The sequence below is a fragment of the Pseudomonas sp. O39 genome (assembly GCF_045447295.1).
Taxonomy (GTDB): Bacteria; Pseudomonadota; Gammaproteobacteria; order Pseudomonadales; family Pseudomonadaceae; genus Aquipseudomonas; species Aquipseudomonas antarctica_A.
The window spans coordinates 21,787-46,192 of the sequence record NZ_JBJGXV010000004.1; the positions used below are offsets into that span (position 1 = coordinate 21,787).

22 protein-coding genes are annotated in these 24,406 nt (G+C 59.7%); 15 read left to right on the top strand and 7 right to left on the bottom strand.

All coding sequences use genetic code 11. The annotated features are described in order from the left end of the window. Positions 1-6 precede the first annotated feature (6 nt). Positions 7-537, bottom strand: a complete 531-nt coding sequence (locus tag ACI77D_RS06980) for a DUF5943 domain-containing protein (protein WP_003194877.1) — start codon at positions 535-537, stop codon at positions 7-9. A 213-nt stretch (positions 538-750) separates the two neighbouring features. Then, positions 751-1,728 carry a dipeptidase gene (locus ACI77D_RS06985; protein WP_064454458.1) on the bottom strand — a complete coding sequence of 326 codons (978 nt, stop codon included), beginning with the start codon at positions 1,726-1,728 and terminating at the stop codon, positions 751-753. Between the two features lie 219 nt (positions 1,729-1,947). On the opposite strand from ACI77D_RS06985, the gene ACI77D_RS06990 reads away from it, so the two are divergent. Genes ACI77D_RS06990 through ACI77D_RS07000 form a run of 3 tightly spaced genes read left to right on the top strand, consistent with a single transcriptional unit; the run spans position 1,948 to position 3,330 of the window. After that, on the top strand, positions 1,948-2,349 hold the full coding sequence (locus ACI77D_RS06990; protein ID WP_064454459.1) for a lysozyme inhibitor LprI family protein: 402 nt from the start codon (positions 1,948-1,950) through the stop codon (positions 2,347-2,349). Between the two features lie 41 nt (positions 2,350-2,390). Next, positions 2,391-2,873 carry a hypothetical protein gene (locus tag ACI77D_RS06995; RefSeq protein WP_064454460.1) on the top strand — a complete coding sequence of 161 codons (483 nt, stop codon included), beginning with the start codon at positions 2,391-2,393 and terminating at the stop codon, positions 2,871-2,873. 40 nt (positions 2,874-2,913) lie between these two features. After that, positions 2,914-3,330, top strand: coding sequence for a DUF3010 family protein (locus tag ACI77D_RS07000; RefSeq protein WP_064454461.1), 417 nt, complete (start codon positions 2,914-2,916; stop codon positions 3,328-3,330). Positions 3,331-3,451: 121 nt separating this feature from the next. Here ACI77D_RS07000 and ACI77D_RS07005 read toward each other — a convergent pair whose 3' ends face one another. Continuing rightward, entirely contained in the window at positions 3,452-4,630 is a 1,179-nt protein-coding gene (locus ACI77D_RS07005) for an ATP-binding protein (RefSeq protein WP_221295796.1), read from the bottom strand. Positions 4,631-4,698: 68 nt separating this feature from the next. Further along, positions 4,699-5,643 carry a GlxA family transcriptional regulator gene (locus ACI77D_RS07010; RefSeq protein WP_221295797.1) on the bottom strand — a complete coding sequence of 315 codons (945 nt, stop codon included), beginning with the start codon at positions 5,641-5,643 and terminating at the stop codon, positions 4,699-4,701. 194 nt (positions 5,644-5,837) lie between these two features. On the opposite strand from ACI77D_RS07010, the gene ACI77D_RS07015 reads away from it, so the two are divergent. The 6 genes from ACI77D_RS07015 to ACI77D_RS07040 all read left to right on the top strand — a co-directional run bounded on the left by ACI77D_RS07015 (position 5,838) and on the right by ACI77D_RS07040 (position 11,301). Further along, positions 5,838-6,782 (top strand): choline ABC transporter substrate-binding protein, encoded by a 945-nt coding sequence (locus ACI77D_RS07015; protein ID WP_407016298.1) that lies wholly within the window; start codon positions 5,838-5,840, stop codon positions 6,780-6,782. 78 nt (positions 6,783-6,860) lie between these two features. Beyond that, on the top strand, positions 6,861-7,748 hold the full coding sequence (locus ACI77D_RS07020; protein ID WP_407016299.1) for a 3-keto-5-aminohexanoate cleavage protein: 888 nt from the start codon (positions 6,861-6,863) through the stop codon (positions 7,746-7,748). A 176-nt stretch (positions 7,749-7,924) separates the two neighbouring features. Continuing rightward, a complete protein-coding gene (locus ACI77D_RS07025; RefSeq protein ID WP_064454466.1) occupies positions 7,925-8,890 on the top strand; it encodes an L-carnitine dehydrogenase in 966 nt (321 codons plus the stop codon). A gap of 120 nt (positions 8,891-9,010) precedes the next feature. Beyond that, on the top strand, positions 9,011-9,490 hold the full coding sequence (locus ACI77D_RS07030; RefSeq protein WP_407016300.1) for a thioesterase family protein: 480 nt from the start codon (positions 9,011-9,013) through the stop codon (positions 9,488-9,490). 9 nt (positions 9,491-9,499) lie between these two features. Continuing rightward, positions 9,500-10,660 carry a gamma-butyrobetaine dioxygenase gene (locus ACI77D_RS07035; protein ID WP_407016301.1) on the top strand — a complete coding sequence of 387 codons (1,161 nt, stop codon included), beginning with the start codon at positions 9,500-9,502 and terminating at the stop codon, positions 10,658-10,660. A gap of 377 nt (positions 10,661-11,037) precedes the next feature. Further along, complete coding sequence (locus ACI77D_RS07040) at positions 11,038-11,301, top strand: hypothetical protein (protein WP_110620216.1); 264 nt, start codon at positions 11,038-11,040, stop codon at positions 11,299-11,301. A gap of 26 nt (positions 11,302-11,327) precedes the next feature. Here ACI77D_RS07040 and ACI77D_RS07045 read toward each other — a convergent pair whose 3' ends face one another. Then, the gene (locus ACI77D_RS07045) at positions 11,328-12,431 is read right to left on the bottom strand and encodes a GlxA family transcriptional regulator (protein ID WP_049711185.1); all 1,104 of its coding nucleotides are present in this window, start codon (positions 12,429-12,431) and stop codon (positions 11,328-11,330) included. Positions 12,432-12,940: 509 nt separating this feature from the next. Next, positions 12,941-14,317, bottom strand: coding sequence for an L-serine ammonia-lyase (locus tag ACI77D_RS07050; protein ID WP_064454469.1), 1,377 nt, complete (start codon positions 14,315-14,317; stop codon positions 12,941-12,943). A 416-nt stretch (positions 14,318-14,733) separates the two neighbouring features. Between ACI77D_RS07050 and ACI77D_RS07055 the strand changes: the two genes are divergently transcribed. The 3 genes from ACI77D_RS07055 (at position 14,734) to choV (ending at position 17,769) form a co-directional block, all read left to right on the top strand. Next, complete coding sequence (locus ACI77D_RS07055) at positions 14,734-15,681, top strand: choline ABC transporter substrate-binding protein (protein WP_064454470.1); 948 nt, start codon at positions 14,734-14,736, stop codon at positions 15,679-15,681. 67 nt (positions 15,682-15,748) lie between these two features. After that, complete coding sequence (gene choW / locus ACI77D_RS07060; RefSeq protein WP_017139374.1) at positions 15,749-16,594, top strand: choline ABC transporter permease subunit; 846 nt, start codon at positions 15,749-15,751, stop codon at positions 16,592-16,594. Further along, entirely contained in the window at positions 16,591-17,769 is a 1,179-nt protein-coding gene (gene choV, locus ACI77D_RS07065; RefSeq protein WP_064454471.1) for a choline ABC transporter ATP-binding protein, read from the top strand. The genes choW and choV overlap by 4 nt, the downstream gene beginning before the upstream one ends. A gap of 175 nt (positions 17,770-17,944) precedes the next feature. On the opposite strand, the gene ACI77D_RS07070 is transcribed toward choV, so the two are convergent. Then, entirely contained in the window at positions 17,945-19,879 is a 1,935-nt protein-coding gene (locus ACI77D_RS07070; RefSeq protein ID WP_407016407.1) for a BCCT family transporter, read from the bottom strand. A 390-nt stretch (positions 19,880-20,269) separates the two neighbouring features. Between ACI77D_RS07070 and betI the strand changes: the two genes are divergently transcribed. The 3 genes from betI to betA all read left to right on the top strand — a co-directional run bounded on the left by betI (position 20,270) and on the right by betA (position 24,276). Then, positions 20,270-20,863: a transcriptional regulator BetI gene (gene betI / locus ACI77D_RS07075; protein ID WP_010207128.1), complete on the top strand. Its 594-nt coding sequence runs from the start codon at positions 20,270-20,272 to the stop codon at positions 20,861-20,863. A 109-nt stretch (positions 20,864-20,972) separates the two neighbouring features. After that, positions 20,973-22,445, top strand: coding sequence for a betaine-aldehyde dehydrogenase (betB, locus tag ACI77D_RS07080; RefSeq protein ID WP_064454473.1), 1,473 nt, complete (start codon positions 20,973-20,975; stop codon positions 22,443-22,445). Positions 22,446-22,572: 127 nt separating this feature from the next. Next, positions 22,573-24,276: a choline dehydrogenase gene (gene betA, locus ACI77D_RS07085; RefSeq protein WP_407016302.1), complete on the top strand. Its 1,704-nt coding sequence runs from the start codon at positions 22,573-22,575 to the stop codon at positions 24,274-24,276. Positions 24,277-24,406: the final 130 nt, after the last annotated feature.

The window sequence follows — 24,406 nt, forward strand, 5'->3', positions numbered from 1 at the left end:
CTCGACTTACAACGGCTTGACGGTGAACAGCCCGTCGTCGTGGCCTTCTTCGGAGCCACCGTAGACTTGTTCGGCCACCGTGCGGATGTTGCTGCCGCGCGCTTGCAGAATCTGGTCCATGGCGCCGGCAAACCACCCGGTGAACATGTAGTCGACCTTGCGCCCGACCTTGCCGTACACATAGACGAATGCCGAGTGTTCGAGCTTGACGCTGGCGGTGCCTTTGTCGAGGTCGATGTCCTGGATCTTGAACAGGCCCCAGCCGCGTTGCGACAGGCGTTTCATGTAGTGTTCGAACACCGCAACGCCTTCCAGGCCGTGGCATTCGGCTTCTTTTTCACACCAGTGCCAGGCGGATTTGTAGCCGGCCTTGTAGAGGATTTCGGCATAGGCGTCCGCGCCCAGCACTTCTTCGATACCCATGTGGTTGTTGACGAAGAAATGGCGCGGCACATACAGCATCGGCAGGGCATCGGAGGTCCAGACACCGGTTTCGCTGTCGACTTCGATTGGCAATTGCGGGGCGATCTTGGCCATGGAAACTTAACTCCAAACAATTCGGTTTCAGTGCTTAGCAAAGCTTTTGCCTTGCTCTTATAAACAAGCCGTGTGAATGACTTTGGAGCCGTAGCGAGCACGTCGAGAGCAAGGAAGGACCGGAGCGACAAGCGAGACAGTACGGTACGTACGGCGAGTTTGGCGCGAGGACCTGACGCAGCTATCGGCGAGCGGAGTAGGCTCCAGAGTTATTCACTCGCCCCAGACGTCTTTCAAGACATTGACCCAGTTCTCGCCCATGATCTTGCGCACCACGCGCTCACTGTGGCCGCGCTTGAGCAGGGTCTCGGTGAGGTTGGGGAACTCGCCCACGGTGCGGATGCCCAGCGGGTTGATGATCTTGCCGAAGCTGGTCAGGCGGCGGGCATAACCCTTGTCGTGGGTCAGCATTTCGAAGAAATCCTGGCCATGGCCCTGGGTGAAGTCGGTGCCGATGCCGATGGCGTCTTCGCCAACGATGTTCATGGTGTATTCAATGGCTTCGGCGTAGTCGTCGATGGTCGAATCAATGCCCTTGGCCAGGAACGGCGCGAACATGGTCACGCCGACAAAACCGCCGTGGTCGGCAATGAACTTCAGCTCTTCATCGGACTTGTTGCGCGGGTGCTCTTTGAGGCCCGACGGCAGACAGTGGGAGTAGCACACCGGCTTTTTCGATTCGAGGATGACTTCTTCGGAAGTCTTGGAGCCGACGTGGGACAGGTCGCACATGATGCCGACGCGGTTCATTTCGGCAACGATCTCACGGCCGAAACCCGACAGGCCGCCGTCGCGCTCGTAGCAGCCAGTGCCGACGAGGTTCTGGGTGTTGTAGCACATCTGCACCACACCGACGCCGAGCTGCTTGAAAATCTCGACGTAGCCCAGTTGGTCTTCAAATGCATGGGCGTTCTGGAAGCCGAAGATGATGCCGGTCTTGCCCAGTTCCTTGGCTTTGCGGATGTCGGCGGTGGTTTTCACCGGGATCACCAGGTCGCTGTTCTCACGGATCAGGGTCTGGCTGGCCACAATGTTATTGATCGTGGCCTGGAACCCTTCCCACACCGACACGGTGCAGTTGGCGGCGGTCAGGCCACCTTTGCGCATGTCCTCGAACAGGTCGCGGTTCCACTTGGCAATGATCAGCCCGTCGATAACGATGCTGTCGGCGTGCAATTCGGCTGGGCTCATCAGGCGTCCCCTTATTGGCGATTCATGCGCCGAATCGTCTGCCGGCGCTTTGGGGCCAGCATATGCCCAGGGGCAACCTGAGCCGGGTGCAAAAACGACAGGGGAATTGCCGAAAGCGTCAATCCACGACAAAGGCCTACATGACATCTCTGACTGGTAGCTGTTCTTTGTCCCACGCTTGAGCCAGAATTTGCTTCATCACCTATATGAGACGGCGCAATGAAATCGATTTTCCTGGCTTTGGCACTCATCGCAACCGGCGTGCACGCGGCCGAAGACACCGACAACACGCCGTGCGATGGCATCGAGAACGACAAGCAAACCCTGGAATGCGCCACTTTCAACAAAACCACCGCCGAGCAATTGCTCAAGGATAACTACCAAGGCCTGCTGGAACGCATGGGTTCGACCTATGGCAGCAACAAGTCACAACTGGCCGACATTACCGCTCGTCTGAAGGATGCCCAGCAGAAGTGGGAAAAATTGCGTGATGCCGATTGCGCCGTGGACACCTTCCCGGCGGTGAACGGCAGCAAGGACTACGCGATTCAGCAAAATGACTGCCTGGCGCGGATGAGTGATGAGCGGTCGGAGTTTTTGGAGTCGATTGGCCAGGAATAAGCCAGATTCAAAGCTTCCAGGATTATTGAAAAGGAATTCACATGTATTACCCACGCGAAGCGCAGAGGGATTTCCTCTACACGCGCGCCGCCCTGCTGTTTTTGGCCATGCTGATACTGTCGCTGATGCTGAGCTTGTCAGTGAGCCGGGGTGCTCCTTTTGCACTGATAAAGGCGGCGCCCATCGAAACCATCGGGCACATCACCCAACTGGAAAGCCTCAGCGCCTGGGCCTCAAGCACCAACGTGTATTACGCCTTCGACCATGAAGGCCAACGCATCGAAGGCATGGTGAACAACAGCAGCTACATCGACGACCCTGGCTACGAAGTGGGCAGCCCGGTCCCCGTGGTGTACTCAAAATGGTTTCCAACGGTGCATAACATCAAGGCGAACCTTAAATCGAGTTCGCCTAACTTCTACATCATGAGCGTAAGCGTCGGCTTGATGATGGTGTTCGCGATACTGATGTTCTGGACGGCACATCAGATCTATCAACATCAAGAAGAAGACCGGCATTACTGATACTCGCCACTCAGCCTCCACTTTATTTAATAGGCCATTCATGACTATTTGCGGCATCGAAATCAAAGGCAGCGAAGCCATCATCGCCGTCGCCTTCCTGGACAACCAGGCGCTGACCCACGTCGCCCTGGCTACCAAAAAAATCGCCCTTGAAGACGATGATGAAGCCGCCAACGTCAAAGCCTTCGCCGCCCAGGTGAAGGCGTTTGTGCAGGCAAACGCCATCACCCGCATCGCGATCAAGAAGCGCAGCAAGAAAGGCGAGTTCGCAGGCGGCCCGACTACCTTCAAGATTGAAGGGGTGTTTCAGTTGTTGGATGGGGTTGAGGTGACGTTGCTGTCACCACAGACCATTAATGCGCAGAACAAGAAACACAACTTTGATCTGCCGGCCTCGCTGAACAAGTATCAGCATGAGGCCTACAAGGCGGCGTGTTCGGCCTTGGTAAAGAAATAAGCCACACCAAAGATCAATGTGGGAGCTGGCTTGCCTGCGATGGCATCAACTGTGTGTCACTGATACACCGAGGTGCCCGCATCGCAGGCAAGCCAGCTCCCACCTTTGAACCTTGTTGCCTTTAAATCCTTGTACGGCTTTTGTACAGCAGCCAATCACCAAAGGATTTGTCTTCCAGGGCATAGCCGCCCCGGCTCGACTTCCACACCAGCTCTTTGTCGCGCAGGGCATCGATACAGGCCTGAATCGTCTGGGTGCCCGGCACCACGTCGCTGCCCATGTCCTCCAGCGCTTTGCTGACGGCCGTGAGGGTGCTGTCCGTGAACGGCGCGAAGGGCTCGTTGGCGCGCGATCGCTCCACCATCACTTCCAGCACGGCGCGTTGGGGAATGGTGAGATTGTTCCAGGCGCTTTCGAACTCAGTCCATATACCCGCACGCAATAGTTCGGCACGACTGTGCAGCAGTTGGCCCAAATTGCTGGCCTCGCCCAGTTCCAGCGCCACTTCACCGATGATGGTGCGCAGCATCTCGGGACGATGACCTGCCAACTCAAACGCCTCATCAATGTCGGCAGCGCTGAATTGATTGGTTTCGGCCAGGTGCGCGTTGAGGTGTGCGGTATAAGCCTGGGTGAACGCTTTGCCGAGCAAGGGGAACGGCGTGATGCTGGAGCCGAAAAACGGCTGACTTTTGCCCAACACCAGATGCGCAAGCTTGTCGCGATTGGAACCGGTGAACACGAGGTGCAAACCGCTGCCCTCCTCGTCACGGCCTTGGTTGAGCTGATCCCGGGCAGCCTTCAACGCAAACATCGCGTTGATCCCTGACTCGCTGGTTAAGGCGTGCTGCGCTTCGTCAATCACCAGTACGACGGGTTTTTCCGCAGCACTGTGGAGCAATTCCAAGGCTTGGGTCAGCGTCGCACCGACCGGCAACTGTGGCTTGGTAAAGTCCCAGGACAGGGTACGCAGAAAGCTGAGCTTCTCGATTCCCATGTTCTTGGCCAGTTTGCGAATGCCCTTTTCATAGGGCACCAGAGCAGCGGCAATCGCGCTGTCGATCAACTCTGCCGGATCTTTCTCTTTATCGGCCCAGAGATCGACATACACCGTCAGCCAACCCCGGAGCTGGCACTCCGGGATCAGGTCTTCGCGCAAAAAGGTGCTTTTACCGGTGCGCCGAGGCGCCGCCAGGAACAGGCCCGACGTGAAATCCTGAATCCCGGCCCCCACCAAACCGTCGGCAATGCTACTTGCCAGCGTGGGGCGGCGGAACACGAAGCCGCTGTTCTTCGACATGGTTTTATACCCAATTATTCAAGCAACTATAAATTATAGTCGTGAGTATAATTAACTATAATTGCCTGTCAAACCACCTCCCGTCGCCGATCCTCCCTCGGACACTTGGCAAACCGCGCCCGATAGCTACGCGTGAAATAGGACGGCGACTCAAACCCGCACGCAATACTCACCTCCAGCACGCTCATATCGCTCTGGCGCAGCAGTTGCCGGGCTTTTTCCAGGCGTAAGCCCAAATAGAAGTTGCTCGGTGTGTCGTTCAAGTGCAGGCGAAACAGCCGCTCCAGCTGCCGCCGCGTCACTTTGATTGCCTCCGCCAGCGCCAAGGTGCTCAGCGGCGGTTCGGTGTGTTGTTCCATCTCGCCAATCACCTGCACCAACTTCTTGTTGTTGATGCCGTAGCGCGTGGCGATCTGCATGCGTTGGTGGTCTTTGCGTGGGCGGATGCGGCCGAGCACGAATTGCTCGGACACCTGGATCGCCAGGTCCGGCCCGTGAGCCTGGGCGATCAGGTCGAGCATCAAGTCGATGGACGCTGTGCCGCCAGCGCAGGTGATGCGGCGACGGTCGATCTCGAACAGCTCCTGGGTCACGGTGAGCTGTGGGTAAGATTCCTTGAAGGCGTCGATGGCTTCCCAGTGCAAGGTGAGCCGGTGGCCGTCGAGCAGGCCTGCTTCGGCGAGCACGCAGGCGCCGGTGTCGATGGCGCCGAGCGTGACGCCATCGTGATCGAGGCGGCGCAGCCAGTGTTCCAGTGCCGGCGTGGCGAACTGCAGTGGCTCGAACCCGGCCACCACCAGCAGGGTCGCGCCCTTTTTCAACGGTTCCAGCGCAGCGTCGGCGTTGACCGACATGCCATTGCTCGCCAGCACCGCGCCGCCGTCGGCGCTCAATACGTGCCAGCGATACAGCTCGCCGCGAAAACGATTGGCCACCCGCAGCGGTTCGATCGCAGAAATAAAGCCGATGGCAGAGAAGCCCGGCATCAGCAGAAAGTAGAAATCCTGGGACATGGAGCGCTCTCGTAGGACGGACAGCGTGGTCACTGTGATACGCCAGTTCAATCGGCCATTCAAGGGGGCAGGTCGCTGCAGTGCAAGAGCTGGTCGCCGCCGTGCGTTTTGTCGCCCCGCAAGCTGCGTAACGTGACCCCCACGGCGCACAAAGACGCCGGAACCCACAATAACAACCTGCCGAGGGAACCACCATGAACCGACTGATCAGCCGCTGCGTGCTCGCACTCAGCGCCAGCGCCATTTTTAGCACCAACGTCATGGCAGCCGATGCGGCTTCTTGCCAGAACGTGCGCATGGGCGTGGTGAACTGGACCGACGTAATCGCCACCAGCGCCATGACCCAAGTGTTGCTCGACAGCCTCGGCTACAAGACCAAACAAACCAGCGCCTCCCAGCAAATCATCTTCGCCGGCATCCGCGACCAGCGCCTGGACTTGTTCCTGGGTTACTGGAACCCGCTGATGACCCAGACCATCACCCCGTTCGTCGACGCCAAGCAGGTCAAGGTCCTTGAAAAACCGAGCCTGCAAGACGCCCGCGCGACCCTGGCGGTGCCAACCTACCTGGCAGACAAGGGCCTGAAAACCTTCGCCGACATCGCCAAGTTCGAGAAAGAACTGGGCGGCAAGATCTACGGCATCGAGCCGGGCTCGGGTGCCAACACCCAGATCAAGGCGATGATTGCCAAGAACCAGTTCGGCCTGGGCAAGTTCCAGCTGGTGGAGTCCAGTGAAGCCGGCATGCTCGCCGCCGTGGACCGCGCCGTGCGCCGCAAGGAAGCCGTGGTGTTCTTCGGCTGGGCACCGCACCCGATGAACGTCAACGTCGCGATGACTTACCTCACCGGCAGCGACGACGCCCTGGGCCCGAACGAAGGCATGGCCACCGTGTGGAGCGTCACTTCGCCGACCTACGCCGAACAGTGCCCCAACATCCACAAGCTGCTGACCAACCTGACCTTCACCGCCGCCGACGAGAGCCGAATGATGCAGCCGTTGCTGGATCACAAGGACGCTCTCGAGTCCGCCAGGCAGTGGCTCAAGGATCACCCGCAAGACCAGCAGCGCTGGCTCGAAGGGGTGACGACCTTCGACGGCAAACCGGCCGCCGCCAACCTGCAATTGAGCAGCCAATAACCTGATTCGAATCACCGTGTCGCAGCCGCGCCTGGCTGCGAACGGCATTACTACGCCCGCCTGTAAGGAACCTGCCTCATGAACCACGACGTCATCATCACCTGCGCACTCACCGGTGCTGGCGACACGACCGCCAGAAGCCCACATGTGCCGGTCACCCCCAAACAAATCGCCGCCGCCGCCGTGGAAGCCGCCAAGGCCGGTGCGACTGTCGTGCATTGCCACGTGCGTGACCCGCAGACCGGCAAGTTCAGCCGCGACGTCGCCCTGTACCGCGAAGTGATGGAGCGCATTCGTGAGGCCGACATCGACATCATCGTCAACCTCACCGCCGGCATGGGCGGCGACCTGGAAATCGGCGGCGGCGAGAACCCGATGGAATTCGGCCCCACCACCGACCTGGTCGGCCCGCTGACCCGCCTGGCGCACGTCGAGGCGCTGCTGCCGGAAATCTGCACCCTGGACTGCGGCACCCTGAACTTCGGCGATGGCGACACCATTTACGTGTCCACCCCCGCGCAACTGCGTGCCGGCGCCAAGCGTATTCAAGCGCTGGGCGTAAAAGCCGAGCTGGAAATTTTCGACACCGGGCACCTGTGGTTCGCCAAGCAGATGATCAAGGAAGGCCTGCTCGACAACCCGTTGTTCCAGCTGTGCCTGGGCATCCCATGGGGCGCGCCGGCCGACACCACCACCATGAAAGCCATGGTCGACAACCTGCCCGCCGATGCGGTGTGGGCTGGCTTCGGGATCGGCCGCATGCAAATGCCGATGGCGGCGCAAGCCGTGCTGCTGGGCGGCAACGTGCGGGTCGGCCTGGAAGACAACCTGTGGCTGGACAAAGGCGTGCTCGCCACCAATGGCCAACTGGTGGAACGCGCCAGTGAAATCCTCAGCCGCCTCGGCGCACGGGTCATGACCCCGGCGGAAGGCCGCGTGAAGATGGGCCTGACCAAACGCGGCTAGACACGCAACAGGCTCCCCTGCCGAAACCGAATCAAATGTGGGAGCGGGCTTGCTCGCGAAGGCGGCGAATCAGCCACCGAATGCCTCAACTGACACAGCGCATTCGCGAGCAAGCCCGCTCCCACACTTTGAACGGGTTGCCAAAACAGAATGTGCGAATACTTTAGGAAATTGCCATGCGCTTTATCACTGAGATCAAAACCTTCGCCGCCCTCGGCAGCGGCGTTATCGGCAGCGGTTGGGTGTCCCGCGCCCTGGCCCACGGCCTGGACGTGGTCGCCTGGGACCCGGCGCCCGGCGCTGAGGCAGCCCTGCGCAAGCGTGTCGCCAATGCCTGGGGCGCGCTGGAGAAACAAGGCCTGGCACCGGGTGCATCCCAGGACCGCTTGCGTTTCGTCGCGACCATCGAAGCATGCGTAAAAGACGCGGACTTCATCCAGGAAAGCGCCCCGGAGCGACTGGAGCTGAAACTGGAACTGCACAGCAAGATCAGCGCGGCGGCCAAGCCGAATGCGTTGATTGGCTCGAGCACTTCAGGCCTGTTGCCGAGTGAGTTCTACGAGGGCTCGACCCACCCGGAACGCTGCGTGGTCGGTCACCCGTTCAACCCGGTTTACCTGCTGCCGCTGGTAGAAGTGGTGGGTGGCAAGCACACGGCACCGGAGGCTGTTCAAGCGGCGATCAAGGTGTACGAATCCCTCGGCATGCGCCCTTTGCATGTGCGCAAGGAAGTCCCGGGTTTTATCGCTGACCGCCTGCTCGAAGCGCTGTGGCGTGAAGCGTTGCACCTGGTGAATGACGGCGTGGCGACGACGGGCGAGATCGACGACGCGATCCGTTTTGGCGCCGGTTTGCGCTGGTCGTTCATGGGCACCTTCCTGACTTACACCCTCGCAGGTGGCGATGCCGGCATGCGGCACTTCATGGCACAGTTCGGCCCGGCGCTGCAGTTGCCGTGGACGTACTTGCCCGCGCCGGAATTGACCGACAAGTTGATTGACGATGTGGTGGATGGCACCAGTGAACAGTTGGGCAAGCACAGCATTTCGGCGCTGGAGCGCTATCGTGATGATTGCCTGTTGGCGGTGCTTGAAGCGGTAAAAACCACCAAAGCCAAACACGGTATGAGCTTCGCTGAGTAACCGCTGTTGATTCTCTGTGGGAGCTGGCTTGCCTGCGATAGCGGTGTAGGGCTCACAACCGCTATCGCAGGCAAGCCAGCTCCCACATTTTTGACCGAGTACATTTTCGGATTACACGCCATGCCTGCACTGACTACCTACACCACGAAAATCCTCCCCGACTGGGTGGACTACAACGGCCACCTGCGCGACGCGTTCTACCTGCTGATTTTCAGTTACGCCACCGACGCACTGATGGACACCTTGGGTCTGGACAGCGAAAACCGCGAAGCCAGCGGCCACTCGCTGTTCACCCTGGAGCTGCACCTCAACTATCTGCACGAGGTAAAACTCGGTGCCGAAGTGGAGGTGCACACCCAGCTCATCGCCCACGATGCCAAGCGCCTGCACCTCTATCACAGCCTGCACCTGGTGGGCGGTGAGAAGGAACTGGCGGGCAATGAACAGATGTTGCTGCACGTCGATCTCGCCGGCCCGCATTCGGCGCCGTTCACCGAGGCCACCCTGGAAAAAATCATCGCCATCAGCGCTGAGCAGGCCGACTTGCCACGGCCTGCCCTCCTCGGTCGGGTGATTGGACTGCCACCCGGAAAACAATAAGGAGCCACCATGCAAACCGCCGCCGCTGTTGCCGATTTTCGTACTTACCCGCTGATCAGTGACCTCGCCGAGGCGCAAGTGCTGGACGATCAGATTCGTGTGCAATGGGCCGATGGGCGGCTGAGCCCGTTTCATCATCAGTGGCTGCGGGACAACTGCCCCTGCGCCGAATGCGTGTACAGCGTGACCCGCGAGCAGGTGCTGGAAATTGTCGATGTGGATGAACACCTCAGCGCTGTCAGTGCCTGCATTGACGAAGGTTTTCTGCAGGTGGAATGGAGCGGCGGCCATCTCAGCCGGTACGCTCCCGGCTGGCTGCGGGCGCACGCCTATGACGATGAGTCGCGCGCTGAACGCCGTGCGGCAAAACCCCAATCCACGCTGTGGGATCAGCGGTTTACGCTGCCGGTGTTCGACTACGCCGCAGTGATGGAAGACCCCAAGGTCTTGCTGCAATGGTTGCTGGCCTTGCGTGATTCAGGCCTTACGCAAATCCGTGGTGTGCCTACCGAACCCGGCTCTCTGGCGCTGGTCGCCAAGCGCATTTCCTTTATTCGCGAGAGCAACTTCGGCGTGCTGTTCAACGTGCAATCCAAGGCCGATGCCGACAGCAATGCCTATACCGCGTTCAACCTGCCGCTGCACAGCGACTTACCGACGCGGGAGCTGCAACCGGGGCTGCAATTCCTGCATTGCCTGGTGAACGATGCCACCGGTGGCGAGAGTATTTTTGTGGACGGGTTTGCTATCGCCACGGCGCTGCGCACGGAAGACCCCGAGGCGTTTCGTGCCCTGTGTGAAATCCCGGTGGAGTTTCGCAATAAAGACCGTCACAGCGACTATCGCCGCCTGGCGCCGATCATTGCGCTGGATGCCTTGGGGGATGTCGCGGAGATTCGCATGGCTAACTTTCTACGGGGGCCGTTTGAGGCGCCGGTGGAGCAGATGCCGTTGCTGTATCGCGCGTATCGGCGCTTTATTGCGATGACGCGGGAAGAGCGTTTTCGTTTGGTCAAACGTTTGAATCCGGGTGAGTTGTGGTGCTTTGATAACCGCCGCACGTTGCATGCGCGCAACGCGTTCGACCCGGCCTCCGGCGCGCGGCATTTCCAGGGTTGCTATGTCGACCGGGATGAGTTGCTCTCGCGGATTCTGGTGTTGCAGCGGTAGACCACAGCGCGGCCATCGCAGGCAAGCCAGCGCCCACACGTGCCGGCATTTCAAAGATAAAACTCGGTCAAGTGTGGGAGCGGGCTTGCTCGCGAAGAGGCCAGTGCAGTCACTGCAAATCCCAGGTAAAAAAAGCCCCGAACCAGCCGTGACTGGATCGGGGCAGAGTGCAATGCGTGAGCGTGACATCCCGAGGGTGACCAAACCTTCAAGCTGCTTGCCTGGCAGTCAGTGTGCCTATTACTTGCGTCGGTAAATGACCCGAAAACGACCTGTTCATAGCCATCTGAGCCATTCGTTGATTCTGCCCTTGCCGACCGGCCGAGGGCCTACCAGAATCCAGGTCAATCCCCGTTCCCTACACCAGGATAAACGTCATGATGCACGCGGATTTGATTGACCAGCATGACCTGCTGAGCCAGCTGCGCTCGCTGGGTTTTGAAGTGTCCAGCGGTGCCACCGCCGAGCAGGCCTGCGAGTGTGCGGTACGCGGTTTGAGTGCCGCACGGGCCAAAGCGCTCAAGGGCATGGTGGAACAGATGTACACCGGCAGCGCGACGATTTTGCCGGCAGTGAGGCAAGCAATCGACAAGCAGTTATTGCCGGCTTTGGTGCAGTTCAAACAGAGCTCTGGCGCCTGATAGATCGCTATCGCAGGCGACTCGGTCTAGAGCCTTACACTGGCAAACGTCGACTCATTACGCGCCTGACTCAACGCCGACATCGGCCCCGACAACGGTGACAACACCAGCGCCTGCGGAATCGGCATCATCGCCACTTGCTGGGCGGTGTTGGAACCTACGCGCTCATCCCGTGGCGGGATGCCGAAGTATTCGCGGTAGCACTTGGAGAAGTGCGGCGTGGACACAAACCCGCACACCGAGGCCACTTCGATGATCGACATCGGCGTTTGCTTGAGCAATTGCCGCGCACGGATCAGGCGCAACTTGAGGTAGTAGCGTGATGGCGAGCAATGCAGGTATTTCTGGAACAGCCGCTCCAGCTGCCGACGGGACACAGCGACGTACACCGCCAGCTCGTCCAGGTCGATCGGCTCTTCCAGGTTAGCTTCCATCAGCGCAACAATTTCCTGAAGCTTTGGCTGGTTGGTGCCGAGCATGTGCTTGAGCGGCACGCGCTGGTGATCCTGTTCGTTGCGGATGCGTTCGTACACAAACATCTCGGAGATGGCGGCCGACAATTCACGGCCGTGGTCGCGGCTGATCAGGTGCAGCATCATGTCCAGCGGCGCGGTGCCGCCCGAGCTGGTGAAACGGTTGCGGTCGAGGGTAAACAGGCGTGTGCTCATGGCCACGCGGGGGAAAGCTTCCTGCATCGACGCCAGGCATTCCCAGTGCACGCTGCAATCAAAACCGTCGAGCAAACCGGCGCAAGCCAGGGCCCAACTGCCCGTGCACACGGCGCCGAGACGACGCGACTGGCGCGCCTGGCTTTGCAGCCACGACACGTGCTCACGGGTGACGGTGCGCTGGATACCCACGCCGCCGCACACAATGACAGTGTCCAGGGCCGGGGCTTTGTGCATGGAGGCATCGGGGGTGATTTGCAGACCGTCGCTGGCCCAGACCTGGTTGCCGTCGACACTCAGGGTTGTCCAGCGATACAGCTCGCGGCCGGACAACTGGTTGGCCATGCGCAGTGGTTCCACAGCCGACGCCAGGGAAATCAGCGTGAAATTGTCCAGCAGCAAAAAGCCGATGGATTGAGGCGCACGGTTCTGGGGTTGAGCCCCGGAGTTGAACGACGTCATCGCGGTATCTCCTCACACAAAGCGGGTGATGGCCTCAGGCGAGGCTCTTGTTATTGCGCTCTGCTCTTGTGCAGAGAGAGGCTTTGATTTGATAGAGCAAATGCCATGCCTAAAATTGAATGGGCATTCAATAACTCCTGAAAACGACCTGATGACGTGTCTATATAAGCCCGCGCAGGAAGTGCGGGATATGCCCCGAAAAGGACGCAGGAGCAGCCTTGCTCAAGGGGTGTGAGCAGTTCGGTAGCACTTGTGGGAAGGCGCTTTGAGGGCGTGGGAAAAGTCTGTCACCGCACGCACAGGTGACGGGTGGCGGGGCGGGAAATCGTTTGGGAGCTACTTATCTGTTTGCGACGCGCTAAAAGGTGGCGCTTTTGTATCCGGGTGTTCACTTTTTGAGCAGTGTTGCCTGAGCTACCGCCATCGCGGGCAAGCCCGCTCCCACATTTTGATCTGTGAATACATTCAAAGGTGGGAGCTGGCTTGCCTGCGATGCAGGCGACTCGGTCTCAACACTCCACCGCACTCACCGCCAACCCACCGCGCGAGGTTTCCTTGTACTTGTCATGCATATCCGCCCCGGTATCGCGCATGGTGCGGATCACGCGGTCCAGGGAGATAAAGTGCTGGCCATCTCCGCGCAGCGCCATTTGCGCCGCGTTGATCGCTTTCACCGCCGCAATCGCATTACGCTCGATGCACGGCACTTGCACCAGCCCGCCCACTGGGTCGCACGTCAGGCCGAGGTTGTGTTCCAGGCCGATTTCGGCGGCATTGCACACCTGCTCCGGCGTGGCGCCGAGGATCTCGGCCAGCCCGGCGGCGGCCATGGCGCACGCCGAACCGACTTCGCCCTGGCAGCCGACTTCAGCCCCCGAGATCGAAGCGTTTTTCTTGCACAAAATACCCACCGCCGCCGCACCCAGCAGGTAGTCGACGACGTTGGCTTCCGTTACCTCTTCGCTGAACTTCATAAAGTAGTGCAGCACCGCCGGAATAATCCCCGCCGCACCATTAGTCGGCGCGGTGACCATGCGCCCACCCGCTGCGTTTTCTTCATTGACCGCCAGGGCGAACAGATTGACCCACTCCATGGCGCTCAAGGTCGAGCCAATCACATTCGGCTTGCCCAGCTCCTGCAGGCTGCGGTGCAATTTGGCGGCGCGACGACGCACATTCAGGCCACCGGGCAAGATGCCTTCGTGCTTGAGGCCCTGCTCCACGCAATCCTGCATGGCCCGCCAGAGTTTCATCAGGCCACTGCGGATTTCTTCTTCGGAGCGCCAGACCTTTTCGTTAGCCAGCATCAACTCGGCCACGCGCAGGTTATGGGTTTTGCACAGCTGCAACAGTTCCACCGCACTGGAAAAATCATAGGGCAGTTCGGTGCGGTCCATGTCGGCCACACCGCTTTGCGCCTGGGCTTCGTCCACCACAAAACCGCCACCGACTGAATAGTAAGTATCGCGGTGCAGTTCGCCGTCTTCACCGAACACCACCAGCGTCATGCCGTTGGGATGGAACGGGAGGTTTTCGTCGAGCAGGCGCATGTCCCGCGCCCACATGAAAGGCACTGGCAAATGCCCATCGAGCAAGAGCGTGTCGGTCTCGCGCAGGGTGTGAATGCGCAGGCCGATTTGCGACGGGTCGATTGCGTCCGGCCACTCGCCCATCAGGCCCATGAGGGTGGCGGTGTCGCTGCCGTGGCCGATGCCGGTGGCCGACAACGAGCCATACAGCTGAACTTCGACGCGCCTGACTTGTTCCAACAATTCACGTTCACGTAATGCCTGGACGAACAACGCCGCGGCACGCATGGGGCCGACGGTGTGAGAACTGGAAGGCCCAATGCCGATCTTGAACAGGTCGAAAACGCTGATAGCCATTGCGGTAGAACTCCTCGATAAGCACGGCCAGGCTTGAACGAGGTGCTACGCTCAGATCGCCCAGATGGCCGCATCATCAAGCTTTTGGCGGTCCTCACGGCGTCTCACACCGACGCACCCATGCTCACTAGCGTCGCACCCGTGCGATCAGGCGTTTTGGCCGTTTTTAGCGGTGCAGATCGGTAAAAACTGCAGTTTTGCCTTTGGAAAAATCTGTAAGCGACGTCACCGACACTGGATACGACCATCCCTGTACTGGATACGACGCCCCCTGTAGGCGTCAGATTTTCACTGGTACATGATCAGTCTCGACTCGTTTGCAAGGCACCGTGCCTGCGCTTCATCGCACGCCCCAACCGCAACACTTATAAAGCGCGGCGAATGCCGCCAGAAAAAAGACACAGGAGTCTACCCCGATGAAAGGTTCACCCTCGTTGTTGTTGGCCGCCATGCTGAGTCTGCCAGTCCTGGCGAACGCTGCAGAACCGGCACAATGTCAGACCGTCAACTTCTCCGATGTCGGCTGGACCGACATCACCGTCACTACCGCGACCACCAGCGAAATCCTCAAGGGCCTGGGCTACAAGCCACGCACCACGATGATTTCGGTGCCGGTGACCTACAAGTCCCTGGCCGACGGCAAGAACATGGACATCTTCCTCGGCAACTGGATGCCGACCATGGAAAACGACATCAAGCAGTACCGTGATGCCGGCACCGTGGAAACCGTGCGCGCCAACCTTGAGAACGCCAAGTACACCCTGGCGGTGCCCGAGGAGCTGTACAACAAAGGCCTGAAAGACTTCGCCGATATCGCCAAATTCAAGGACGAGCTGGGCGGCAAGATCTACGGTATCGAACCGGGTAACGACGGCAACCGCACCATCCAGACCGTCATCGACAAGAACCAGTTCGGCTTGAAAGACGCAGGCTTCAAGGTCGTGGAATCCAGCGAAGCCGGGATGCTCTCCCAGGTGGAACGCGCCACCAAACGTGGCCAGGCCATTGTGTTCCTCGGCTGGGAACCGCACCCGATGAACACCCGCTTCAAGATCAAGTACCTGACCGGGGGTGACGATTCGTTCGGCCCCAACTACGGCCAGGCCACCATCTACACCAACGTTCGCAAGGGCTACACCCAGGAATGCAGCAACGTTGGCCAATTGCTGAAAAACCTGTCGTTCACCCTGGACATGGAAAGCTCGCTGATGGGTAACGTCCTGGACGACAAAATGAAGCCTGACGCCGCGGCCAAGGCCTGGCTGAAGAAGAACCCCGCCGTACTCGACACCTGGCTCGCCGGTGTGACCACCGTCGATGGCAAACCAGGTCTGGAGGCAGTAAAAGCGTATCTCGCCAAGTAAGTGCTGACCCCGGGCCGGTACGCTGGCCCGGGATGTTTTTCCCCTTCGCATGTGGACATTCACTACCATGCTGACTGAACAGAAAATCCCACTAGGCCAGTACATCGCTGCCTTCGTCGAATGGTTGACCAAACATGGTGCCAACTACTTCGACGCAATCGCATCGACACTGGAAACGATGATCCACGGCGTGACGTTTGCGCTGACCTGGTTCAATCCGCTGGCATTGATCGGTCTGATTGCGCTACTCGCTCACTTTATTCAACGCAAATGGGGCCTGACGGTTTTTGTCATCGCCTCCTTCCTGCTGATCCTGAACCTCGGGTACTGGCAGGAAACCATGGAAACCCTCGCGCAGGTGCTGTTCGCCACCCTGGTCTGCGTGGTCATCGGTGTGCCGCTGGGCATTGTTGCCGCGCACAAACCGCTGTTCTACACCATGATGCGGCCGGTACTCGATCTGATGCAGACCGTGCCGACCTTCGTCTACCTCATCCCTACCCTGACCCTCTTCGGGCTGGGTGTGGTGCCCGGTCTGATTTCCACGGTGGTGTTCGCGATTGCCGCGCCTATCCGCCTGACTTACCTGGGTATCCGCGATGTGCCACAAGAGTTGATGGACGCCGGTAAAGCCTTTGGCTGCTCGCGCCGTCAGTTGCTCTCACGCATTGAACTGCCCCACGCCATGCCGAGCATTGCCGCCGGCATTACCCAATGCATCATGCTGTCGTTGTCGATGGTGGTGATCGCGGCCCTGGTGGGCGCCGACGGCCTCGGCAAGCCGGTGGTCAACGCACTGAACACCGCCGACATTGCCCTGGGCTTTGAAGCCGGCCTGGCAATCGTATTGCTGGCCATCATGCTCGACCGCATCTGCAAACAACCCGACGCCAAAGTAGGGGGTGATGCATGAGCATTATCCGATTCGACAATGTCGATGTGATCTTCTCCAAAGACCCGCGCGAAGCCCTCAAGCTGCTCGACCAGGGCATGCACCGCAACGAGATCCTGAAAAAAACCGGGCAGATTGTCGGCGTTGAAAAAGCCAGCCTGGACATTGAGAAAGGCGAGATCTGCGTGCTGATGGGCCTGTCGGGCTCAGGCAAGTCGAGCTTGCTGCGCTGCATCAACGGCCTCAACACCGTGAGCCGCGGCAAGCTGTTTGTCGAACATGAAGGCCGCCAGATCGACATCGCTTCGTGCACACCTGCCGAGCTCAAAATGATGCGCACCAAGCGCATCGCCATGGTGTTCCAGAAGTTCGCCCTGATGCCGTGGCTGACGGTGCGCGAGAACATCAGCTTCGGTCTGGAAATGCAGGGCCGCCCAGAGAAGGAACGGCGCAAGCTGGTGGATGACAAGCTGGAACTGGTGGGCCTGGCCCAATGGCGCAACAAGAAGCCTGACGAGTTGTCCGGCGGCATGCAGCAGCGTGTCGGCCTGGCCCGCGCGTTGGCGATGGACGCCGATATCCTGCTGATGGACGAACCCTTCTCCGCCCTCGACCCACTGATTCGCCAAGGCCTGCAAGATGAACTGCTGGAGCTGCAACGCAAGCTGAGCAAGACCATCGTGTTCGTGAGTCACGACCTGGATGAAGCACTTAAGCTGGGCAGCCGCATCGCCATCATGAAAGACGGCAAGATCATCCAGTACAGCGTGCCGGAAGAGATCGTGCTGAACCCGGCGGACGACTATGTGCGCACCTTCGTCGCCCATACCAACCCGCTGAACGTACTGTGCGGTCGCAGCCTGATGCGCACCCTGGACAACTGCAAACGCATCAACGGTTCGGTGTGTTTGGACCCGGGCGGCGACTCGTGGCTGGACTTGGCGGAAGGCAACACCATCAAGGGCGCACGCCAGAATGGCGCGGTGCTGAACTTGCAGAACTGGGTACCGGGGCAAGCGGTTGAAGGGTTGGGCCGGGTGCCAACGCTGGTGGATTCGAATATCGGCATGCGCGATGCGTTGCAGATTCGTTACCACACCGGGAACAAGCTGGTGTTGCACAACAACAACCAGGTGGTGGGGATCTTGGGGGACAGCGAGCTGTATCACGCCCTGCTCGGCAAGAACCTGGGCTGAGGCTGAGGCAACACCATAAACCCTACTGGAGAAACTGGGTCAATGTGGGAGCTGGCTTGCCTGCGATGCCGATGGTGAATTCACTACCGCTATCGCAGGCAAGCCAGCTCCCACATTGGTCTGTGTTTACACATAAAAAAAGCGGCACCAGTGAAGGCGCCGCTGCGCTCAACCATCAGCTATAGACACGGCCAAGGAGCTGCCGATGGCTTTCAAACTGATCGAGCACGTCCCGGGTGATTTGTTCCTGGGCAAAGCCCATCAGGTCGTATTCCTGAGGCCCATTGTGCAGGTAAACCTCGGCCCGGTAGTAACGCGTACGCTCTTCCTCGGGCAAGTCGCTCGGTGCCGACGAATAAGCATCCAGGCTCACTTCGTAGACAAACGGGTTGCCCTCCTCCATCTCGATGCGCACACCAATGCAGCGCTTGGACTTGCCCAGCAGGGTCTGCACTTCCAGCCCTTGATCACGCAACGCAGTCGCCGCTTCTTCCAGCGCCGGCGTCACATGTTTGTCCATAAAACGCTGCACAGTGCCCTGGCTCGGCTGCAGGTCCAGTGCGGTCAGGCGCTCGCTGAAACCACGACGACCACGCTCAGCCAACTGTGCCTGCTCCTGCTCCATCGCCACGTCCTGGCGCATCGCCTTGTGCAAACCGAACATAAACAAAATCAGCACCACCGAGAACGGCAGCCCCGCCAGCACGACCATGGTCTGCATGGCTTCGAAGTTGCCAGCAAACAGCAGGCCGATGGTCACCAGCGTAATCACCGCCGACCAGAAAATCCGCAGCCAGTGCGGCGCATCTTCATCCACATTGCCGCCTTTGCAGGAAAGGTTGGCCATCATCACCGCGCCGGAGTCCGCCGGGGTCAGGAACAGCACAAAGCCAACAAAGATCGACACACCGATGACGATTTTCGACGCCGGGTAATGCTCCAGCAATTGGTAGATGGCCATCGACGGTTGTTCCAGCGCCGTCTTGCCCAACTCCACCGCACCGTGGTTCAGCACCAGGTCCAGCGCCGAGTTACCGAAAATCGACAACCACGCCAGGGTGAAGCCCAGCGGGATCAGCAGCACGCCGGCCACCAGTTCACGCACCGTGCGACCACGGGAAATACGCGCGATGAACATGCCCACGAATGGCGCCCAGGAAATCCACCAGGCCCAGTAGAACAGGGTCCACAGGCCCATCCAGCGTTCGGTTTTGTCGGCATCGCCTTCGTACACATAGAGGTCGAAGGTTTTCAGCACGATACCGTTGAGGTAGTCACCGGTGTTCTGCACCAAGCCGTTGAGCAAATGCAGGGTCGGGCCGAACAGCAGCACAAAAATCAGCAAACCACTGAACAGTACGATGTTGAGGTTGGACAGGCGGCGAATGCCGTTTTCCACACCCGACACGGCAGCGATGGTCGCCACGGTGCTCATCACAATAATCACGATCAGCAGGTTGGTGTTGCTGTGCGCCATGCCGAACAGGTTTTCCAACCCGGACGACACTTGCATCGCACCAATCCCCAGGTTCGTCACCAGGCCCAACAGGGTCACGAACATACCAAAACCGTCCACCGCGTGGCCGGCTGCGCCCTTCACCCAGCGCTCGCCCACCAGCGGGTACAGCGCCGAACGCAAGGCCAGCGGCTGGTTATGACGGTAGGCGAAATACGCCACGGCCAGGCCGACCAACGCATAGATCGCCCAGCCGTGCAGGCCCCAGTGCAGGAACGTCAGTTGCAGCGCCTGGCGTGCCGCGCCATTGCTGGCGGCCGCGCCTTCGGGCGGGTTGAAGTAGTGGTCCAACGGCTCCGAGGCGCCGAAGTACAGCAGCGAGATGCCGATACCCGACGAGAACAACATGCCGGCCCAGGCGCCGTAGCTGAAGTCCGGGGTGTCATCCTTGCTGCCCAGTTTCAACTTGCCGTAGGACGAAAACGCCAGGCCGACCACAAACACCAGGTAAGCGGCGATGACCACCATGTAGTACCAGCCGAAGCTTTTCGAAAGCCAGGCTTGCGCTACGCCAAGCATGCGCCCGGCCTCCTGCGGGGCGATGATCAGAATGGCGGTCAACAACAGAATCAGCGCGGTGGAGGTGTAGAACACCCAACCGTTGACCCGTACCTTTTCCGGCGGGGTCTTTATAAGAGAGGCAGAACTCATGGCGCAGATGCTCCAGGCAGTGCGAGAGAGAAACACAAGGCAACGGTTATCCCGGGACATCGATTTTTCGGCAGTCGACGGACGGGTGTTATAAAGACACCCCGAAAATTCTTGAGCCCCGCCGAAGCGGTGGCAGGCCCTGATATGGCCGGTTTCAAGGATTTTTGCAGGTGTCAGAGGCTGCTGCTCACAGGTAGGAAATATCTGTAGGGAGCGACCATTTGTCGCAGATCTTATTCTTTGTTGATTGAACGTTCAATCAAAACAAAATAGACTGGCCTTCAAGCCGACGGACGTTTATCGCCCACCGGCAGGCCTAAGGAGAGGTGCTACATGCCCAAGGTCGGTATGCAACCCATACGCCGCCAGCAGTTGATCGAAGCCACCTTGACGGCCATCGATCAGGTCGGGATGGGAGATGCCAGCATTGCGCTGATCGCCCGTTTGGCCGGCGTCTCGAACGGCATCATCAGTCACTACTTTCAGGACAAGAACGGCCTGATCGCCGCAACGATGCGGTACTTGATGAATGTGCTGATCGAGAACGTCCACGAACGCAGGCTTGCGCTGAAGGACGACAGCCCACGGGCGCACCTTCGGGTGATCATCGAGGGCAACTTCGACGCCAGCCAGGTCAACGGCCCGGCAATGAAAACCTGGCTGGCCTTCTGGGCCACCAGCATGCATCACCCGTCATTGCACAGGTTGCAGCGGATCAACGATCAACGTCTGTATTCCAACCTGTGCTGCCAGTTCCGCCGAGTGCTACCGCTGCCGCACGCACGCAAAGCAGCCAGAGGCCTGGCGGCCCTGATCGACGGTTTGTGGCTGCGCGGCGCCCTGTCGGGAGACGCTTTCGACACGGAGCAGGCGCAACGGATCGCTTACGAATACATGGATTTCCAATTGGCCAAGCAGGTGAGTTAGAGCACACATAACCGCTCAACCCCTGAACGTCCGCCACTCAGTGTTGCCAGAACCCCATGGCCCACTTTCGGCGGGTAACGCCAACCACTTATGCACTTGCGAGGACTTTATGGCCCGTTTCGAACTGCAAAAACTCTACATTGACGGCGGCTACAGCGACGCTGGCAGCGATGCCACTTTCGAAGCCATCAACCCGGCTAACGGTGAAGTTCTCGCCCAAGTGCAACGTGCTACCAAAGACGACGTTGAACGTGCCGTGGTCAGCGCTGAAAAAGGCCAGAAAATCTGGGCCGCCATGACCGCCATGGAGCGTTCGCGCATCCTGCGCCGTGCCGTCGACATCCTGCGCGAGCGCAACGATGAGCTGGCCGCCCTGGAAACCCTGGACACCGGTAAAGCCTTCTCCGAAACCCAATACGTCGACATCGTCACCGGCGCTGACGTGCTGGAATACTACGCAGGCCTGGTGCCGGCCATCGAAGGCGAGCAGATCCCGCTGCGCGATACCTCCTTCGTCTATACCCGCCGCGAGCCGCTGGGCGTGGTCGCTGGTATCGGCGCGTGGAACTACCCGATCCAGATCGCCCTGTGGAAATCCGCACCGGCCCTGGCCGCGGGTAACGCGATGATCTTCAAGCCAAGCGAAGTCACCTCGCTGACCACCCTGAAACTGGCCGAGATCTACACCGAAGCAGGCGTTCCTGCAGGCGTGTTCAACGTGTTGACCGGCAGCGGCCGTGAAGTCGGCACCTGGCTGACCGAGCACCCACGCATCGAGAAAGTCTCGTTCACCGGCGGCACCGACACCGGCAAAAAAGTCATGGCCAGCGCTTCCAGCTCCTCGCTGAAAGAAGTGACCATGGAACTGGGTGGCAAGTCCCCGCTGATCGTGTTCGAAGACGCCGACCTGGATCGCGCGGCCGACATCGCGATGATGGCCAACTTCTACAGCTCCGGTCAGGTCTGCACCAACGGCACTCGCGTATTCGTGCCCAAGCACCTGCAAGCAGCCTTCGAAGCCAAGATCGTTGAGCGTGTGGCGCGCATTCGCGTCGGCAACCCGCAAGACGAGAACACCAACTTCGGCCCGCTGGTCAGCTTCGCCCACATGGAAAGCGTGCTCGGCTACATCGCCAAAGGTAAGGAAGAAGGCGCCCGCGTACTGTGCGGCGGCGACCGTCTGACCGCTGGCGAATTCGCCAAAGGCGCCTTCGTGGCTCCGACCGTGTTCACCGACTGCACCGACGAAATGACCATCGTCCGTGAAGAAATCTTCGGCCCGGTGATGAGCATTCTCACTTACGAGACCGAAGAAGAAGTGATCCGCCGCGCCAACGACACCGACTTCGGCCTGGCTGCCGGCCTGGTCACCAAAGACCTGAACCGCGCTCACCGCGTGATTCATCAACTGGAAGCCGGTATCTGCTGGATCAACGCCTGGGGCGAGTCCGACGCCAAGATGCCAGTCGGTGGCTACAAGCAGTCGGGTGTTGGCCGTGAGAACGGCATCAGCTCGCTGAACAACTTCACCCGCATCAAATCGGTACAGGTTGAGCTGGGCGACTACGCCTCAGTGTTCTGATGAGCCACTAGCGGCAAGCATCAAGCTGCAAGTAAAAGCAGCTTGGTTTGCCGCGCCTCCCAGATAACCGCTCGCTGCTTTCTCTTGCAGCTTGAAGCTTGGAGCTTGCCGCTCTCAAGGAGACCCCATGACTCAAGAATACGACTACATCATTGTTGGCGCAGGATCAGCAGGCAACACCCTTGCCACCCGTCTGACCGAAGACGAAGGCGTCACCGTTTTGCTGCTGGAAGCCGGCGGCCCTGACTACCGCTTCGACTTCCGCACCCAAATGCCGGCCGCCCTGGCGTTCCCGCTGCAAGGCCGTCGCTACAACTGGGCCTACGAAACCGATCCAGAGCCACACATGGACGGTCGCCGGATGGAATGCGGGCGCGGCAAGGGCCTGGGTGGCTCTTCCCTGATCAACGGCATGTGCTACATCCGTGGTAACGCCATGGACTACGACAACTGGGCAAAACTTCCAGGGCTTGAAAACTGGACGTACCTGGACTGCCTGCCCTATTTCAGAAAAGCTGAAACTCGGGACATCGGCCCCAACGACTACCACGGTGGCGACGGTCCGGTCAGCGTGACCACGCCAAAAGCCGGCAACAACCCGCTGTTCCACGCGATGGTTGAAGCAGGCGTACAGGCTGGTTACCCGCGCACTGAAGACTTGAACGGCTACCAGCAAGAAGGCTTCGGCCCGATGGACCGTACCGTCACGCCAAACGGCCGTCGCGCCAGCACCGCGCGCGGTTACCTGGACACGGCTAAAAAGCGTTCGACCCTGACCATCGTCACCCACGCCCTCACCGACAAAGTCTTGTTCGAAGGCAAGCGCGCCGTTGGCGTGCGTTACTTGATCGGCGCCGCTGAAGAGCGCGTTGAAGCCCGCGCGCGCAAAGAAGTGCTGGTGTGCAGCGGTGCGATCGCGTCGCCGCAATTGCTGCAACGCTCCGGTGTGGGCCCGGCCAAACTGCTGGAAAGCCTCGACATCCCGGTGGTCCACGACCTGCCAGGCGTCGGCGAAAACCTGCAGGACCACCTTGAGCTCTACCTGCAATATGCGTGCACCCAACCGGTGTCGCTGTACCCGTCGCTGCTCTGGTACAACCAACCGGCCATCGGTGCCGAGTGGCTGTTCAACGGCACTGGCATCGGCGCCAGCAACCAGTTCGAAGCGGGCGGTTTTATCCGTACCCGTGAAGAATTCGATTGGCCGAACATCCAGTACCACTTCCTGCCGGTCGCGATTAACTACAACGGCAGCAACGGTGTGAAAGAGCACGGTTTCCAGGCGCACATGGGCTCCATGCGTTCGCCAAGCCGTGGCCGCGTGCAATTGAAGTCGAAGAACCCACGGGACTACCCGAGCATCCTCTTCAACTACATGGCCACCGAGCAGGACTGGCAGGAATTCCGCGACGGCATCCGCCTGACCCGGGAAATCATGCAGCAACCGGCTCTCGACCAATACCGTGGCCGCGAAATCAGCCCGGGTATTGAAGTGCAAACCGATGAGCAGCTCGACACGTTCATCCGCGAGCACGCCGAAACGGCATTCCACCCGTCCTGCTCGTGCAAGATGGGCACCGACGAGATGGCGGTAGTGGACGGCGAAGGCCGTGTGCATGGCATGCAGGGGCTGCGTGTGGTCGATGCGTCGATCATGCCGATCATCACCACCGGCAACCTGAACGCGCCGACGATCATGATCGCAGAGAAAATCGCCGACAAGATCCGTGGCCGCAAGCCATTGCCGCGCAGCACTGCCGATTACTACGTAGCAGGCGACGCGCCGGTGCGTGGCAAGCCACTGCGTGAAGTGGGCCCGATGGCGCAGTAACTGATACACCGCGGTGCCTGTATCGCAGGCAAGCCAGCTCCCACACTTGACCGAGTTCATCTGAACAACTCGGTCAACTGTGGGAGCCGGGCTTGCCCGCGATGAGGCCCGTCCCGACTCCGCAAATCCC